Origin of the sequence: Reyranella soli, from assembly GCF_007992495.1 — a bacterium.
Classification (GTDB): Bacteria; Pseudomonadota; Alphaproteobacteria; order Reyranellales; family Reyranellaceae; genus Reyranella; species Reyranella soli.
The window spans coordinates 24241-39769 of sequence record NZ_BKAJ01000085.1 but is presented as its reverse complement, the minus strand read 5'-3'; the positions used below and the strand labels follow the sequence as shown (position 1 = coordinate 39769).

Genomic DNA, 15529 nt, shown 5'->3' with positions numbered 1-15529 from the left:
ACATCCGGAAATCCCGGAAAAAGAGGCGGCCCCGAGCCCGGGGCCGCCTTTTTCATGTGCGGACACCGCCGATAGCAGCACGCTTGAAAATCCTCAGCAGCTGCTGGCCACCTGGGCCGACTTCAACATGTTGCGCGTCATCTCGTTGGCGACATCCGGCGTCATGCGGACCGGCACGACCTGACCGCCGTCGCCGACAAGCACGCCGATGATGCAGCCATCGTCGGCGCACAGATGGAAATTCGACGAGGCGATGTTGAACGCCAAGGACTGCTCGTCCGCCGGGGACGCATCGTCGTGCAGGGCCCGGCGATTCGCCATCTCCGCCGCCGCATCTGTCAGGGAGACGATGAAGCCGTTCAGATCGGCGAAGCTTGCAATGCAGGCAATCGACCGATGGCGTTCATCGACGAAGACCAGGGCGCAAGTCATGCCGTCGGCGGCCAGGCCGAGATGGAATTTCTCGAGCGTGCCCGGCGCGCATGGTCGCTCGGTCTCGGTAGCGAATTCGCTGGCCATGGGGAGCCTCCGTGTTCTGCCGACAACGGACTGTGTCGCCCATCCGTTCCTTGACATGAGGAGAACAGATGTTCGCAAGTCCGTGATATTTGCAGTGTGACCGGCGGGTGACATGGCGCGGGCAATTGCCGGCGCAAGATATCCGTCGCGGCGTTTCCGTTGCCTCAGGTTGCATGTGCCGGCAAGATAGTGCGGCGCGGCTTCGAGCCACTCAGTTTGTGGTCAATAGTCGATAGCCGCGCGACGCCACGTTGAGGGGGAAAATTTATGCTGAAGAAGTTGTTGGGTCTCGTCGCGGCTGCGTACCTGTTGGGCGCATGCGCGTCTGAGCCACCGCCGCCGCCTCCGCCGCCGCCTCCGCCGCCGCCGCAGGCCTTCATGGTGTTCTTCGACTGGGATAGCACCCGCCTGTCGGATGCCTCGTTGAACGTGCTTGAGCAGGCGCGCGACGCCTTCAAGGCCAAGCAGGGTGCACGTGTCACGGCCACCGGCCATACCGACACGACCGGCACTGAAGCCTACAACATGGCGCTGTCGCTGCGCCGCGCCAACGCGGTCAAGGACGCGCTGGTCAAGCTCGGTGTGCCGGCTGCGGCCATCACCACCGTCGGCCGCGGCGAGCAGGGCCTGCTGGTGCAGACCGGCGACGGCGTGCGCGAGCCGCAGAACCGCCGCGTCGAGATCACCATCCCGCAGATGGCGTCGGCTCCACCGATGAACGACCAGGCGTACTGCGCGCGGCTCGCCCGGCTGTGGCGCGACTACGACCGCACGACCGCCCAGGGCCCCGGCCCGCAGGCGATCGCCAAGTGCGATGCCGGCGACTATGCCAGCGGTATCCCGACGCTCGAGCAGATCCTGACCGACGCCAAGATCCCGCTGCCGCCGCGCAGCTAATCTTCTGAAATTGATTGAAGAGGGCGGCCCTCGAAAGGGGCCGCCCTTTTTCATGGGCTGACGGCCGTGTTAGGTCTGACGGCGCCATGCAGGATTGGGCCACACGGCGGCGCGCCATCGAGGACAGCAGCTACCTGGTCAACCGCGCCGGTCGGTACGGTCGCTGGCGCAAGTTCGCCTTCCGGATGGTGGTGGAGGCGCTTGATGTGACGCTGCGCCTGACGCCGATCTGGGAGCGTGGCCAGCGCAACGCGCTCGACCTGAAGAAGATCGAGCTCGAGCTCGCCCTGCCGGATCTGCCGCCGGCGTTCGACGGCTATCGCATCCTGCAGCTGAGCGACACGCATCTCGACCATTTCCCCGCGCTCGCCGCGGCGGCACGCGCGCTGCTGCAGGATGTCGAGGTCGACATGCTCGCGGTGACGGGCGACGTCCATGGCAATCCGCGCGCATCGATCGAGCATTCGACCGCGCTCTTGATGCAAGCGCTGTCCGGCGTTCGCGTGCGTGGCCCGCGGCTCGCCGTGCTGGGCAATCACGATCCGGCGTCGATGGCCGGCATGCTCGAGCGCGCGGGCTTCGATGTCCTGGTCAACCGCTCGATTCTCCTGCAGCGCGGCGGCGACAGGCTGCGCGTCACCGGACTGGACGACGTCCACAGCTTCTACACCGAGGCGGCGCTGTCAGCGCTCGCCGACCACGATGGCGAGTTCCGCATCGCCCTGGTGCATTCGGCCGAGGTCGCCGACGACGCCGACGTGGCGGGCTATGCCCTCTATCTCTGCGGCCACACGCACGGTGGACAGATCTGCCTGCCGGGCGGTCGCCCGCTGGTCACCCATCTGAAGCGCTGCCATCATGCCGCGAGCGGCCTGTGGCAGCAGGGTCGGATGGTCGGCTACACCAGCCATGGACTCGGCGTGTCGGATCTCCCGCTGCGCTTCAACACGCGCGGCGAGGTCGTCGTCATCACCCTGCGCCGGCCTGCAGGCTAGTGCAGCCGCCGCACGTGCGGGGCACCCTGGCACGGCACGTAGCGCACGCCGTCCTTCATGATGAAGGCGAAGCGCTTCTTGTCCTGCAGCACGCGGATGTCTTTCAGCGGATCGCCGTCGATCAGCAGCAGATCGGCGAGATAGCCCTGCCTGACCAGGCCAAGCTCGTGGCCGCGCCTCATGATCTCGCCACCGGTGCGGGTCGCGGCCTGCAACGCCTCGCTCGGGCTGAAGCCGAAATGCGTCACGAAGTGCTCCAGGTCTCGGGCATTGGTGCCCTGCGGATTGGCGGCAAAGCCGTAGTCGCCGCCGACCACGACGCGGATGCCACGGCGGCGCATCTCGTGATGGACTTTGCAGGTCGCTTCGAACTGCGGCGTCATGCGCTCGAGCCAGCGCCGCCCTTCCGCCGTGTTGTCGCCGCGCAGGCTCTCCAGGCGTGAGACCGTGAGCCCGATGGCGGGGCCGGTGAAGACACGGTCCTTGGCCGCCTCCAGGCCATCGAGCGCCTCCTCGTCGGCATAGTCGCAGTGATAGATGACGTCGACGCCGTGACGCAGTGCACGCTTCACCGAGTCCGAGGCGCGCGCGTGGGCAGCGGCGCGCCGGCCCGCCGTGTGGGCGGCCTCGACGCCGGCTGCGACCTCGGCGTCGGTCATCACTGCGGCGATCGCGGGAGCGGAGTCGGTGCCGAGCTCGCCGGAGATATTGAGCTTGATCATGTCGACGCCCTCGCGCAGGCAGAGCCGCGCCATGCGCCGCACTTCGTCGGGCCCGTCGACGGCGACGCCGAAGCTGTCCTGGTGAAGGTGCAGCTTGCGGCCGTCGCCCAGGCCGCCGGTGACGGTGAGCTCGGGGCTGGCGGCCAGCAGGCGCGGGCCGTCGATCACACCGCGGTCGATGGCGTCGCGCACCGCGACGTCGAGCCGGATCTTGGCCGCCGCGGCCGAGCAGGCGCTGGTGAAGCCCGCGCCGAAAAGCTTCCGCGCGGCGTCCATGGTGAGCAGCGCATGGTCTTCCGGCGGCAGCTCGCCCAGCGCCGTGCCGCGCGGCGTGTCGACGAAGGACAGGTGGGCATGGCCTTCGACCATGCCCGGCATGAGGAATTTGCCGGCGGCATCCAGGCGCTCGGCGCCGTCGGATGCAACATTTTCGGCTTGCGGAGCGACGGCCGCGATTCGCTCGCCCTCGATCAGCACCTTGCCGGCAAAAGGCTTGGCACCGGTGCCGTCCCACACCATCGCCCCGTCGATCAAAAGGCGCATTGTTTCCTCCGCAGGGAAGTGGTTTGTTCCGCCCCCTTAAGGGGAGCTTGAGCGTAGTAGCTTAGTGGAGGAAGCTTTGATTAATCGACGCCAATTCATCGCCGCCGGCAGCGCGGCGGGGGCCTTTGGCCTTGCCGGCACGGCCTCGGCGCAGGCCCAATTCTCGATCGCGACGGGTACGACAGGCGGTGTCTACTACCCGCTGGGCGGCGCCATGGCGAACCTGCTCAGCAAGAAGGTGTCGGGCTGGGCCGTCACCGCCGAAGCGACAGCGGGTTCGGTCGCCAACATGCACATGATCCGGGACGGCAAGGCGGAGATTGCGCTAACCCAGTGCGACACCGCCTACGACGCCATCAAGGGCTTCGACAAGTTCAAGGACAAGCCCGTCGAGTCGCGCACGCTCTGCGTCATCTATCCCAACCTGGTGCACTTCGTGACCATGGAGGGCACCGGCATCAACAAGCTCTCCGACATCAAGGGCAAGCGCATCTCGACCTCCGCACCGGTCAGCGGCTCGGAAGTGATGGCGCTGCGCATGCTCGACGAGCTCGGCCTCAAGTTGGGCGACATCAAGCGCGAGCGCCTGGCACCGGCGGAGAGCACCAACGCCATGAAGGACGGCAAGCTCGACGGCTACTTCTTCAACGGCGGCCCGCCGGTCGCGGCGATCACCGACCTGGCGGCGACGCAGGGCATCAAGATCAAGCTGATCCCCAATGCCGACATGGTGCCGGACCTCGTCAAGAAGTTCGGACCGGTGTTCGCCAAGAGCCAGATCAATCCGAAGGCCTATCCCAACCAGGATGCGGCGGTCCCGGTGATCGCCATCTGGAACATCCTGGTGGTGCCGGCCTCGATGAAGGACGACCAAGCCTACACCATCCTCAAGACGCTGTGGGACGCCCAGGCCGACCTGGTGGCCACGCACAAGGCCGCCATCGACATGACGCCGGAGAACCAGAAGGAGGCCAACTCGTCGGTCCCCTTCCATCCCGGTGCGGTGAAGTTCTTCGCCGAGAAGGGCATCAAGCTGTCGTAACCGCGAGCAGGCGCGCCAGGGGCTCCCATCAGGGGAGCCCCTTTTTGTGTTTGGGATGGAAAGCCGATGACGGTGCAGAACGAGCTCCTGAGTGACGAGGAGCATCGCAAGATCGAGGAACTGGTCGAGCAGGAGGAGGGCGGCGTCCATCGCTTCGCCGGCTGGTGGGGAACGTTCCTCACGGCCATCGCCGTCGCCATGACGCTGTTCCATCTCTATGCCGCGGCCAGCACCGTCGATCAGCAGTCGCTGCGCGAGATCCACGTCGCCTTCGCCCTGTCGCTGGTCTTCCTGCTCTTCCCCATGGTGAAGAGCTGGCGCAACCGCATCGCGCCCTGGGACATCGTCGCCGCCGCCCTGTCGGTCGGCGTCATCTGGTACATGATGACGGGCGGCACCTGGACCAGCCGCGAGGCGGCCGACGATTTCCTCGACCGCTATGTCTCGCCGACCGGCATGGATGTCGCCGTCGGCGCCATCCTGATCCTGCTGGTGCTCGAGGCGACGCGGCGCGCCACCGGCTGGATCATGCCGGTGCTGTCCATGGTGTTCTTCGCCTACGGCCTGTGGGGCAACTACCTGCCGGCGCCGTGGACGCACAAGGGCTACCCGATCGTCGACCTGATCGCCGAGCTCTACATGACCTTGAACGGCATCTTCGGTTCGGCGATCGACGTATCGGCGACGCTGATCATCCTGTTCACCATCTTCGGCGCCATCCTGCAGGCCTCGGGCGCCGGCCGCTTCTTCATCGACTTCTCCCTGCTCGCCATGAGGGGCCAGCCCAATGCGGCGGGCCGCGCCGTCGTGCTGTCGTCGTTCCTGCTGGGCGGGCCGTCGGGTTCGGGCGTGGCGACCACCGTCACCATCGGCACCGTGGCCTGGCCGATCATGCGCGAGGCGGGCTACGGCAAGACCGCGGCCGGCGGCCTGCTGGCTGCGGGCGGCCTCGGCGCCATCCTGTCGCCGCCGGTGCTGGGCGCCGCCGCCTTCCTGATCGCCGAGTACCTCAGGATGTCGTACCTCGACATCGTGCGCATGGCGATCGTGCCGACGTGCCTCTACTACTTCGGCCTGCTGGTCATGACCGAGATCGATTCGCGCAAGTACCATCTGCGCGCCGTCGATCCCAAGGTCGACATCGGCATGCGCCAGCTGCTGACGCGCTACGGCTTCCACTTCTCGTCGCTGATCTCCGTCGTCGTGCTGATGGTCTGGGGCTATTCGGCGACCTACGCGGTGTTCTGGTCGATCCTGCTCGCCATCCTGGTGAGCTACCTGCGCGCCGACACGGCTCTGTGGCCGCGCCGCCTGTTCCGCGCTCTGGCCGACGGCTCGATCCAGGCGCTCGGCGTCGCGGCGACCTGTGCCTGCGCCGGCATCATTGTCGGCATCATCACCAAGACCGGCCTGGCGCTGAAATTCTCGTCGATCGTCATCGACCTGGCCGGTGGCTCGATGTTCTGGACGGCGCTCTATACGGCGCTGATCGTCTGGGTGGTCGGGCTCGCGGTGCCGGTGACGGCGTCCTACATCATGTGCGCGGTGATCGCGGCCCCCGCGTTGATCAAGCTCGGCGTGCCGGACTATGCGGCCCACATGTTCATCTTCTACTACGCGGTGCTCTCGGAAGTGTCGCCGCCGACGGCGCTGTCGCCCTTCGCCGCCGCGACGCTGACGCGTGCCGATCCCTACGTCACCACGCTGCAGAGCTGGAAATACGCCCTGCCGGCCTTCCTGGTGCCGTTCATCTTCGTGCTCGATCCGATCGGCAGCGGCCTGCTGCTGGAGGTGCCCAAGGGCATGAGCTGGGGTTGGGTGCCCTGGGTGACGCTGGGCGCGGCCGGTGGAATCCTGGCGCTGGCGATCGCGGCGCAGGGCCATCTGTGGCGACCGTTGGGCATGCCGCAACGTATCGCCTGTGCGATCGCCGGCATTTCGCTCACCTTTCCTGACATCGTCGACGACTGGGTGGGCGGCATGGTCGCGGCCCGCGCTCTGGGGCTGGTGATCCTGGCTGGCGTGATCGCCTATGAGTTCAGGCAGCGAAAATTCGTTGCCGCGAAGGGATAGCAAGAGGCGCGATAGTTCCCCGGTTCGAAAAAGATCACCGGCGTTGTTCGGGCAACCCGCCGAGCGTCGCTCCGTTGGCTGAGCAAGACAGCAGAAGGAGCCGAACCATGAAGTACATTGTGCTGATTGCCATTGCCGCCAGCGCCTTGGTGGCCGGTTGCACGGTCGCCACGACGGAACGCGTGGTCGAGAAGCCCGCGCCAGCGGTGTCGGAGCGCACGGTGGTCTACACCGATCCGGCGCCAGCCACGACGACGGTCTATACGCGCTAAACAGCCGTGAGCCGGGGCGCGCGAAAAGCGCGCCCCGGCAGCACGTAGAGGGGTAGCGTCCATTGCCTGGACATGCGACGTATCCGGCATGGATGTCGAAGTTATCAAGCCGCTGACGCCGCTCTACAGGCCTGACGAACGTTTCGAAATCTCGGCGCAGGGTCTGGAGGCTTGGCGGCAGTCCGCCTGTTACCAGCGGGTCGTCGACTTCTACAGGCACTATCCTCCGCGATCGCTGTTCAATGAAGCCGGTCGCGCTCTTCTTCACCATCTCATTGTCATGCAGCGGCCCGAGAGGGTGCTCGAGATCGGCACGATGTTCGCCGGCACGACCGAGGTATTGGCGCGCGCGGTCTGGGAAGCCGGCCGCGGTCACGTCGAGACCATCGATCCTTTCGGGGCCGAGCGCTGCCCGGCGCTGATCGATGCCTTTCCGGCCGAGCTGCGCGAGCGCATCACCTTCGAGCCGGTGTCGTCGGCCATGCACTTCAACGCCGCCGTCGAATGGGGACGGTCCTACGACTTCGTGCTGATCGACGGGCAGCATGAGCTCGAGTTCGTCGCCTTCGATCTCACCTTCACGGCGCGCCTGATGCGGCCCGGCGGCTTGATCGTGCTCGACAACATCGAGCAGATCGGTCCGCGCTTCGCCACCAAGGATTTTCTCGCGAACAATCCCGACTGGATCGACGTCGCCGATGTCGTGCGGTTGATGGATCCGACGGCACCGCTGGACGAGCCGGTCGCGTCGTTCCCGGAAACGAAGAACTACATCCTGCAGGCGCCGCCGACCTACCTGGTCGGCGCCGTGCCGCGCAGCTCCGGCACGGTCCGGGCCGAGGGCGGCCGGATCGAAGGTATCGAGCTCGATCTCGTGCGGCCGGCCAGCGGAATCCTGCATGTCCAGGCCTACGTCCGGACGTGGGGGCCGGGAACGGGAACCGGCGGCGAGGAACGGACGCACCGGCAGACATTCAGCATCAAGGCGGATCGCGGCCGGCTGCGGCTTCCGCTGGAGACGCCGTTGCTGTCGCAGGTCGCGGACCATGTCGATCTCGACCGGCGCCTGGAGATCATCGTGGCCTTCGTCGGCGATGCCGACCTGGCGCTGGCAGCGCCGCCGATGCCCTATCCCGCACGGCCGCGGGCCGATTTTCAAAGGTAGTGATGGTGCTGCCGGACAGGATTGAACTGTCGACCTCTCCCTTACCAAGGGAGTGCTCTACCACTGAGCTACGGCAGCGCCCGCAGGCCTGAAGCCTCGGAGGGGCGGGGTATGCCATAGGGCCGGAACCGGTTCAACCGTTGCCGCCCGCCGAAACGGGCGTTCCGCGGCGGCTTGCGGCGGGACGCCGCGTCTGCCTACGATTCGACCGCGCAGGCAGGAGGAAACATAATGGACTGGCGTCCGATTTCAGCCGATTCGCACATCACCGAGCCGCCGAACTGCTATGTCGACCATATCGATCCCGCCTGGCGGGATAAGGCGCCGCATGTCGTCTACAAGGAAGGCATGGGCGACATCTACGTCGTCGAGGGCATGAAGACGCCGGTGCCGATGGGCCTGATCGCCGCGGCCGGCGTCGACCCCAAGGACCTCCGTATCGGTGGCGCCAAATTCGAGGATCTGCACCGCAGCGGCTGGGATCCCACCGGGCGCCTGGCCGACCAGGACCGGGACGGCGTCGCCGCCGAGGTCATCTATCCCAGCGTCGGCATGCTGCTCTGCAACCATCCCGACCTCGACTACAAGAAGGCCTGTTTCGACGCTTACAATCGCTGGCTGCTGACCTACGTGAGCCACGATCCCGCGCGCCTGATCGGGATGGGCCAGACCTGCATCCGCACGGTCAAGGAAGGCATAGAAGATCTCGAGCGTATCAAGGCGATGGGTTTTCGCGGCGTCATGATGCCGGGCAATCCCGGCGAGAAGGACTACGACGATCCCGCGTACGATCCGTTCTGGGAAGCCGCCGTGGCGCTGCAGCTGCCGCTCAGCTTCCACATCCTGACCTCGAGCGGCGACAACACCATGATCAAGCCGCGCGGGCCCAAGATTAACAGCTTCCTGTCGATCATCCGCGGCTGCCAGGACATCATGGGCATGCTGGTCTACTCCGGCGTGTTCGAGCGCCACCCCGAGCTGCGCGTGGTCTGCGTCGAAGCCGATGCCGGCTGGGCGCCGCATTTCATGTATCGCATGGACCACGCCTACAAGCGCCATCGCTACTGGATGAAGGGCAAGGAGCTGCAGCGCCTGCCGTCGGAGTACTTCCGCAAGCACATCGCGCTCACCTTCCAGGACGACTGGACGGCCTTCCAGTTCGCCGACCAGCTCGATCCTCACCAGCTCATGTGGGCGAGCGACTTCCCGCACAGTGATTCCACCTGGCCGCGCAGCCAGGACGTGATCGCCGAGCAGACCTCGCACCTCAGCCCGGAGCTGAAGAAGCGCATCCTGCGGGATAATGTAGCGGAGCTGTACAAGCTCGCTGCCTGAAGCGGCGGTGCAGAAATCGGCCTGCCACGGCACATTCTGCACGCCACGGGAACCCGGGCAGGATTGTGGCGTTTCCCTCCGACCGAGCGCGCTGGCGCGGTCCGAAGGGGAGTTTCACCCCTTTGAAGCCTCCGCTTTGAGGGGAACAAATCATGCTCAGGAAACTGTTGGTTGTCCTTGCGACGACGCTGCTCGTGGCTGCCTGCTCGTCAGAACCACCGCCACCTCCGCCGCCGCCACCGCCCGTCGCGGCGCCGCAGTCGTTCATGGTCTTCTTCGATTGGGATCGCTCCAACCTGTCGCAGCAGGCGGTGCAGACCATCGGCCAGGCCGCCGCCGCCTTCAAGTCGCGCGGCAGCGCACGCGTCACGGCGACCGGCCATACCGATACGTCGGGACCGGAGAGCTACAACATGGCGCTGTCGCTGCGTCGCGCCAATGCGGTGAAGAACGAGCTGGTTCGCCAGGGTGTGCCGGCCGACGCCATCGCCGTGGTGGGCAAGGGCGAGTCCGCTCCGCTGGTGCCGACCGGCGACGGCGTGCGCGAGCCGCAGAACCGGCGCGTCGAGATCGTGATGGATGGCGCGCAGGTGTCGACCATGACCGTCTTCCAGGACCCGCGCAGCTACTGCAAGGCACTGAGCGACAAGTGGCGCCAGTACCGCACCTCCCAGATCGACACGCCTGAAGCGGCGGCGATCGCCAAGTGCGAAGCGGGCGACTACCAGGCGGGCATCCCGACGTTGGAGAACTCGCTGATCGCCAACAACATCCCGCTGCCGGCGCCCGGCTATCGCTGGCCCGGCCGGCCGATCGGACCGAGCTGAACGCTCTTCACTGCTCCCGAGAAAGAGGCGGCCCCGCAAGGGCCGCCTTTTTCATGACTGGTTTCGTGACTGGGCGCAGAGCTCTTCGAGGCGGTCGATGAAAGGCCTTTGAGCGGCGTTGATCTTCTGCCGCGCCTCGTCGGGTGAGAACCACGCCGCGCGATCAACTTCGGGGAAGGATTGCCGCCGACCGCTGCGCGGCGGCCATTCGATCTCGAAGCTGTTGCTCGAGATCTGCTCGACGTCGAGATCGCCCTCGAGGGCGAAGCCGTCGACCTGCTTGCCGCCACGCTGGCGAATGCGACCGAGCGGGATCAATGCACCCGTCGCCGCGGCGCCGAGCTCTTCGGCGAATTCCCGGCGCGCGGTCGTCTCGGCGTCTTCGCCGGCACCGCGCTCACCCTTGGGGATCGTCCAGGCGCCGTCATCCTTGTTGCGCCAGAACGGACCGCCGGGATGGACCATCAAGACCAGCAGCCCGCGGCCTTGGCGTTTGTAGAGGAGGATGCCTGCGCTCTCGGCCGCCATTCAACAATCCATCGCAGGCGCGCCGAACGCTCTCCGCCAGGCCCCGCCTCGAGCGCACTCACCGACTCGGTCGAGGAGCGGCCTTCGAGGCGGGGGCCGGTACGTGGGAGTAACCGGCAAGGGAGAAACGCACAGCGCAGGAGGACGGTTGCGCAAGGCGAGGGGGTTCCCATCGCTCGACGGTCTGTTTTGAGCAGCAACCTGCAAGCAGGCGACCCGTTGTCGTCCCACACAGGGAGTACCACTGATGAAGCCTTTTCCCATCTTCGCCATCATCATCGTCGGCCTGGTCAGCGCGTGCACTTTTCGGCATGAGACCGTAGAGCGGCCGGCCGCTCCGGCAGCGACCGTCGTCGCCACGCCGGTTCCGGCATCGAACACCGTGGTCTACACCGATCCGGCGCCGGCAACGGCGACCACAACCGTCTACACGCGCTAAGGGAGCAAAGCCATGAAGCCGCTCCTTATCCTGAGCTGCGTCGCGAGCTCGCTCGTGGTCTCGGCCTGCATGGTGCGCGAGGAGCGCGTCGTGCAGCCGGCACCTGCTACCGCCGCCGTGGTGGCGCCGGCACCCTCTGCCGTCGTCTACACCGACCCGGCGCCCAAGACCACGACGACGACCGTTTACACGCGTTAGTCATCTCTCGCGCTTGGCGTCCTTCCCCCCGCCAGGCACGTCGACTGGCCCACCCGACTGTGATCGGGTGGGCTTTTTCGTGACTCCTCAGTGCTGCTGATCCCGTCGTCCCGGGCGGGCCGCTGCCTCAAGGAGTTCGTTGCGCGTACGGACCACCGCGGGATCCTGCGCATCGATGCGCTCGGCTTCGTCGAGCGCGCGGTCGGCCGCGTCGTAGTCGCGCCGGGCGATGGCGATTCGCGCGGCTTCGACCAGGGTGGCGATGTGGGCGGCGTCGCGCCGCGCATCGCCGCGCGTCGTTCGGAAATCGGCGATCTCCCGCCTTGCGGCGGCTGTCTCGGCAAAGCCGGGCACGATGCGGTCGGCACCCTGCAGCGCCGTTTCAGCCCCTCTGAAATCGCCGCGCGCCGCCATGCGCCGGGCATCGGCGATCGCCGAGCGGGCCTGCGCGACCTGGCTCGCCGAGTGGCCTGTCGGTGCGGCCTGCTGCGGCGCGGGGACCGGCTGCTGCACGACCTGCGGTATCGAAGGCAGGTCCTGGTTGTTGCGGTAGATGTAGTAGCCGCCGCCGGCCACGACGACGCTGAGCGCGCCGAGCAGCGCGTAAAGAAGTCCATTGCCGGGGCCGCGAGGGTCGTCCGCCACGAGGTGCCTCCTGGGTCCGTTTTGGCCAGAAACCGGCGTGGACCACAGGAAAAACGCAGCCAGGGGCGTTGATGTTCCTTAGCGCACCATCGCGCGGCGCCAACGAACCGTGTCCTCGATCTGCATCTCCAGGCCGCGCAACGGCGTCCATCCGAGATCGCGCTGCGCCTTGGCGATGCATCCGACCAGTTGGGGCGAATCGCCCGGGCGGCGCGCGCCGAACACGTGCGGCACCGGCCGGCCGACCGCGCGGCCGATCTCCTGGACCACCTGCTTGACGCTGTAGCCCGCGCCGGAGCCGAGGTTGAACACGTCGTGGCGGCCGCGCCCGGGTTTCTGGCGCAACAGCCATTCCACCGCCTTGAGATGCGCGTCGGCAAGATCCGACACATGCACGAAGTCGCGCACGCACGAGCCGTCCTGCGTTGGATAGTCCTCGCCGTTCACGACCAGAGCGCCGCGCAGGCCGAGTGCCGCATCGACGGCGAGCGGCAGCAGATGGGTCTCCGGCTGATGCGCCTCTCCGATCTCACCCCCTGAGTCTGCGCCCGCGGCGTTGAAGTAGCGCAGCGACGCCGAGCGCAGGCCACGCCAGGTTGCGGCCTCCAGGGCGCGCTCCACGCTCGCCTTGGAGACGGCGTAGGGATTGATCGGCGCGATCTTGTGCACCTCCTGCATCAGCTCGGACTGCGGCAGGCCGTAGACGGCGCAGGTGCTGGAGAAGACGAAGGCCTCGACCTTGTGCCGGATGGCGGCGCCGATCAGCACGCGGCTCTTGGCCGAGTTGTTCACGAGGTAGCGTTCGGGATTGACGATCGATTCGCCGACTTCGATGTAGCCCGCCAGATGGATGACGACCTGCGGCTTGTGGCGCTGGAAGATCTCCTCGACCAGGCGTCCATCGCCGACGTCGCCGCGCGCCAGCTCGCCCCAGCGTACGGCCCACTCATGTCCCTTCTCGAGCGTGTCGAGGCAGATCGGCCGGGCGCCGGCCTCGGCCAGCGCCTTGCAGACATGGCTGCCGATGTAGCCGGCGCCGCCGGTGACCAGCACGGGGCCGCGAACGGTGGACGCGAACAATTATCATTCCCTCCGGTTGGACGGTCGAAATTGGTCGATGTGACAACATCACTCAATCGTCGCGACGCCCGATCACACCTTGATCACGAGAGCTTCCGGCACCGGGCGGGCCAGTATCGCCGCGGCCGCGTCGGAGTGGAGTTGCCATGCTCAAGATCGTGAAGGATTCCGTGCTCAAGGTGAGCCGCTCGTTCGGCTACGACATCGTGCCGCTGCGAGAGATGAAGGAGCGCGACTTCGCGCTGCATCTCAGCGAGCTTCTGGCGCGCCTCGACATCGACTGCGTGCTCGATGTCGGCGCCAATGCCGGCCAGTACCGCGACTTCCTGCGCGAGCGCGTGCAGTACGCCGGCACGATCGTGTCCTTCGAGCCGCTCAGCCGCCATGTCGAGGCGCTGCGCGAGCGCAGCCGCGGCGACCGCAACTGGCACGTCGAGGGCTATGCCCTCGGCAGCAAGGAAGGCTCGCTGCAGATCAACGTCATGGTCTCCGACCAGTTCAGCTCCTTCCTCGAGCCCGACCACGATCGGGTCGGCGACTATGCCCGTCTCAACGTCGCCGACCACACCGAGACCGTGGCGGTGCGCACCCTCGACGACGTTCTGCCGGCCCTGCAGGAGCGCCTCGGCTTCAAGCGGCCGTACCTCAAGATCGACACCCAGGGCTTCGACATAGAGGTCCTGCGCGGTGCGGCCAAAAGCCTGCCGGCGATGAAGGCCCTGCAGACCGAGGCGTCGGTACGCCGCATCTACAAGGGCATGCCGGGCTACACCGAGACCATCCACTATCTCGACGAGCGCGGCTTCGACATCACCGGCCTCTATCCGATCAGCCGCGACAAGTCGCTGCGCCTGGTCGAGTTCGACTGCGTCATGATCAATCGGGCCGCCATCCAGGTCTAGGGGCGAGCGAGCTTCTCGCACAGCCGGGCGACGTCCTCGCCGGCGACGAACATGCTCGACGGCACGGCGGCGAGCCGCGCGTGGATCATCTCGTAGTCCGTCTCCGTCAGGCGCTCGAAGAAGCGGACCAGCGAGTCCTCGAGAGGCTCGGCAAATGTCCAGCCGATGTGATGCTTCTCGATGACGTTGCCGACCTCGAAGCGATGCACGGCCAGGCAGGGGACGCCGTAGTAGCCGGCTTCGTAGAACCGGCAGGGCATCAGCCAGCGCGAATTGTGGTCGGTGTTCTCGAGGTCGAGCGCCCAGGCGAAGTCGACCTCGCGATAGAGCCTCTCGAGATCCTGCTGCGGCAGGTAGGGCCCGCTGTAGTCGACGTTGGGACAACGGCGCAGCACGGTCTCGAACTTGGCCTGCTCGACCGTGGTGAACACGCCGCCGAACTTGAAGACGACGCGGTCCTGCAGGCGATGCGCCAGCCGCGCGATCAGGTCGACCGTCGCTTCGCCGCGGATCAGGCCGAAGTAGCCGACCACCCACGGCCGGCGTCCGGCGCCGGGCCGGATGGCCGCCGCTCGGGAACGGGACGGCGAGGGGTAGAGCTTGTTCTCCAGCAGGAACCAGTCGCCGGCATACTTCTGCACCGCCGAGAAGTAGTTGCGGTGGAAGCCCGGCGAGGACAGGACCAGCAGGCTGACGCGTCGCAGGCACGATCGCTCGATCGCCCGCAGGAAGGCCGGCACCGGGCCGCGGCGCATCAGGATCGGCGGAATGTCCAGCACCTCGTAGGCGATCGGCGCGCGCGAGAAGGCGATCAGTCGTCCGAGCAGCGCCAGCACGAGCTGGTCGATGTTGCGGGCGTAGAAGATCGAAGCGCGCGCCAAGGTGCGGCGGTTGGCGAACAGCGCGGGGATGGCGTGCAGCAGCGCGCTCAGCCGATGCCAGTAGCGGGCGTCGGTGGTGAAGCCGAGCGGAACGTTGGGCCACGACGGTTGATAGTCCGTGTTGTAGCGCTCTCGGCGAAAACCGAAGACCGTGACACTGTAGCCGAAATCGATGAACTGCTGGACGCGCTTCAGCGTGCTGGCGTCTGTCACGTCGGGACAGAAGAACGACAGCGGAGCATTGCGCACGTCGCGCACCAATGCGGCGCCATCTTCGCGTGGCATGTCATCGCCAACGACACCGATGTCGGTCGCGTCCCTGGCTTCGATTGATCCGTGCATCCGACGGCGTCTCCCGATCGCGGTACATGAGCAGTATCGCGGAGCGTGGCGACGTCATTACGTGATCAATCTGTGGCGTCGAATCTGCGCAAAATCCAAGTCACCAGTTGATCACTAGCGAGGC

The 15529-nt window shown here is 66.6% G+C and carries 17 protein-coding genes and 1 tRNA gene; 11 read left to right on the top strand and 7 right to left on the bottom strand.

Annotated features, from left to right (window positions below; translation table 11 throughout):
- Window positions 1-93: 93 nt before the first annotated feature.
- On the bottom strand, window positions 94-519 hold the full coding sequence (locus tag RSO01_RS24325; protein WP_147152263.1) for a hypothetical protein: 426 nt from the start codon (window positions 517-519) through the stop codon (window positions 94-96).
- 267 nt (window positions 520-786) lie between these two features.
- Between RSO01_RS24325 and RSO01_RS24320 the strand changes: the two genes are divergently transcribed.
- Window positions 787-1416: an OmpA family protein gene (locus tag RSO01_RS24320; protein WP_147152261.1), complete on the top strand. Its 630-nt coding sequence runs from the start codon at window positions 787-789 to the stop codon at window positions 1414-1416.
- Between the two features lie 86 nt (window positions 1417-1502).
- Window positions 1503-2411, top strand: a complete 909-nt coding sequence (locus RSO01_RS24315; protein ID WP_147152259.1) for a metallophosphoesterase — start codon at window positions 1503-1505, stop codon at window positions 2409-2411.
- Here RSO01_RS24315 and RSO01_RS24310 read toward each other — a convergent pair.
- On the bottom strand, window positions 2408-3676 hold the full coding sequence (locus RSO01_RS24310; protein ID WP_147152257.1) for an amidohydrolase family protein: 1269 nt from the start codon (window positions 3674-3676) through the stop codon (window positions 2408-2410). The genes RSO01_RS24315 and RSO01_RS24310 overlap by 4 nt on opposite strands.
- Window positions 3677-3752: 76 nt before the next feature.
- On the opposite strand from RSO01_RS24310, the gene RSO01_RS24305 reads away from it, so the two are divergent.
- From RSO01_RS24305 to RSO01_RS24295, 4 genes are all read left to right on the top strand, one after another.
- A complete protein-coding gene (locus RSO01_RS24305) occupies window positions 3753-4718 on the top strand; it encodes a TAXI family TRAP transporter solute-binding subunit (RefSeq protein ID WP_246158738.1) in 966 nt (321 codons plus the stop codon).
- Window positions 4719-4784: 66 nt separating this feature from the next.
- Entirely contained in the window at window positions 4785-6791 is a 2007-nt protein-coding gene (locus RSO01_RS24300) for a TRAP transporter permease (RefSeq protein WP_147152254.1), read from the top strand.
- 107 nt (window positions 6792-6898) lie between these two features.
- Window positions 6899-7063, top strand: a complete 165-nt coding sequence (locus RSO01_RS47515; RefSeq protein WP_170303320.1) for a hypothetical protein — start codon at window positions 6899-6901, stop codon at window positions 7061-7063.
- Between the two features lie 88 nt (window positions 7064-7151).
- On the top strand, window positions 7152-8228 hold the full coding sequence (locus RSO01_RS24295; protein ID WP_147152253.1) for a class I SAM-dependent methyltransferase: 1077 nt from the start codon (window positions 7152-7154) through the stop codon (window positions 8226-8228).
- A 3-nt stretch (window positions 8229-8231) separates the two neighbouring features.
- On the opposite strand, the gene RSO01_RS24290 is transcribed toward RSO01_RS24295, so the two are convergent.
- A tRNA-Thr gene (locus RSO01_RS24290) sits at window positions 8232-8306 on the bottom strand.
- Window positions 8307-8459: 153 nt separating this feature from the next.
- Between RSO01_RS24290 and RSO01_RS24285 the strand changes: the two genes are divergently transcribed.
- Window positions 8460-9563, top strand: a complete 1104-nt coding sequence (locus RSO01_RS24285) for an amidohydrolase family protein (RefSeq protein ID WP_147152250.1) — start codon at window positions 8460-8462, stop codon at window positions 9561-9563.
- Between the two features lie 152 nt (window positions 9564-9715).
- Window positions 9716-10390, top strand: a complete 675-nt coding sequence (locus tag RSO01_RS24280) for an OmpA family protein (protein WP_147152248.1) — start codon at window positions 9716-9718, stop codon at window positions 10388-10390.
- A gap of 51 nt (window positions 10391-10441) precedes the next feature.
- On the opposite strand, the gene RSO01_RS24275 is transcribed toward RSO01_RS24280, so the two are convergent.
- A complete protein-coding gene (locus RSO01_RS24275) occupies window positions 10442-10918 on the bottom strand; it encodes an NUDIX hydrolase (protein WP_147152246.1) in 477 nt (158 codons plus the stop codon).
- A 247-nt stretch (window positions 10919-11165) separates the two neighbouring features.
- Between RSO01_RS24275 and RSO01_RS24270 the strand changes: the two genes are divergently transcribed.
- Together RSO01_RS24270 and RSO01_RS24265 are read left to right on the top strand one after the other, a co-directional pair.
- Window positions 11166-11357: a hypothetical protein gene (locus tag RSO01_RS24270; RefSeq protein WP_147152245.1), complete on the top strand. Its 192-nt coding sequence runs from the start codon at window positions 11166-11168 to the stop codon at window positions 11355-11357.
- Between the two features lie 12 nt (window positions 11358-11369).
- Complete coding sequence (locus RSO01_RS24265; RefSeq protein ID WP_147152243.1) at window positions 11370-11555, top strand: hypothetical protein; 186 nt, start codon at window positions 11370-11372, stop codon at window positions 11553-11555.
- Between the two features lie 87 nt (window positions 11556-11642).
- Here RSO01_RS24265 and RSO01_RS24260 read toward each other — a convergent pair whose 3' ends face one another.
- Window positions 11643-12200 (bottom strand): hypothetical protein, encoded by a 558-nt coding sequence (locus tag RSO01_RS24260; protein ID WP_147152241.1) that lies wholly within the window; start codon window positions 12198-12200, stop codon window positions 11643-11645.
- Between the two features lie 78 nt (window positions 12201-12278).
- Window positions 12279-13280 (bottom strand): UDP-glucose 4-epimerase GalE, encoded by a 1002-nt coding sequence (gene galE, locus RSO01_RS24255; RefSeq protein WP_147152238.1) that lies wholly within the window; start codon window positions 13278-13280, stop codon window positions 12279-12281.
- Window positions 13281-13426: 146 nt separating this feature from the next.
- On the opposite strand from galE, the gene RSO01_RS24250 reads away from it, so the two are divergent.
- Window positions 13427-14182 (top strand): FkbM family methyltransferase, encoded by a 756-nt coding sequence (locus RSO01_RS24250; RefSeq protein ID WP_147152236.1) that lies wholly within the window; start codon window positions 13427-13429, stop codon window positions 14180-14182.
- Here the strand turns inward: RSO01_RS24250 and RSO01_RS24245 are convergent.
- Window positions 14179-15348, bottom strand: a complete 1170-nt coding sequence (locus tag RSO01_RS24245) for a glycosyltransferase family protein (protein WP_147152234.1) — start codon at window positions 15346-15348, stop codon at window positions 14179-14181. The genes RSO01_RS24250 and RSO01_RS24245 overlap by 4 nt on opposite strands.
- Window positions 15349-15529 lie beyond the last annotated feature (181 nt).

Coding starts and splice junctions, on each gene's coding strand:
- RSO01_RS24275 (WP_147152246.1), bottom strand. CDS start 10,918: ATGGCGGCCGAGAGCGCAGGCATCCTCCTCTACAAACGCCAAGGCCGC.
- RSO01_RS24270 (WP_147152245.1), top strand. CDS start 11,166: ATGAAGCCTTTTCCCATCTTCGCCATCATCATCGTCGGCCTGGTCAGC.
- RSO01_RS24280 (WP_147152248.1), top strand. CDS start 9,716: ATGCTCAGGAAACTGTTGGTTGTCCTTGCGACGACGCTGCTCGTGGCT.
- RSO01_RS47515 (WP_170303320.1), top strand. CDS start 6,899: ATGAAGTACATTGTGCTGATTGCCATTGCCGCCAGCGCCTTGGTGGCC.
- RSO01_RS24320 (WP_147152261.1), top strand. CDS start 787: ATGCTGAAGAAGTTGTTGGGTCTCGTCGCGGCTGCGTACCTGTTGGGC.
- RSO01_RS24285 (WP_147152250.1), top strand. CDS start 8,460: ATGGACTGGCGTCCGATTTCAGCCGATTCGCACATCACCGAGCCGCCG.
- RSO01_RS24295 (WP_147152253.1), top strand. CDS start 7,152: ATGGATGTCGAAGTTATCAAGCCGCTGACGCCGCTCTACAGGCCTGAC.
- RSO01_RS24250 (WP_147152236.1), top strand. CDS start 13,427: ATGCTCAAGATCGTGAAGGATTCCGTGCTCAAGGTGAGCCGCTCGTTC.
- RSO01_RS24315 (WP_147152259.1), top strand. CDS start 1,503: ATGCAGGATTGGGCCACACGGCGGCGCGCCATCGAGGACAGCAGCTAC.
- RSO01_RS24245 (WP_147152234.1), bottom strand. CDS start 15,348: ATGCCACGCGAAGATGGCGCCGCATTGGTGCGCGACGTGCGCAATGCT.
- RSO01_RS24300 (WP_147152254.1), top strand. CDS start 4,785: ATGACGGTGCAGAACGAGCTCCTGAGTGACGAGGAGCATCGCAAGATC.
- RSO01_RS24310 (WP_147152257.1), bottom strand. CDS start 3,676: ATGCGCCTTTTGATCGACGGGGCGATGGTGTGGGACGGCACCGGTGCC.
- RSO01_RS24325 (WP_147152263.1), bottom strand. CDS start 519: ATGGCCAGCGAATTCGCTACCGAGACCGAGCGACCATGCGCGCCGGGC.
- RSO01_RS24265 (WP_147152243.1), top strand. CDS start 11,370: ATGAAGCCGCTCCTTATCCTGAGCTGCGTCGCGAGCTCGCTCGTGGTC.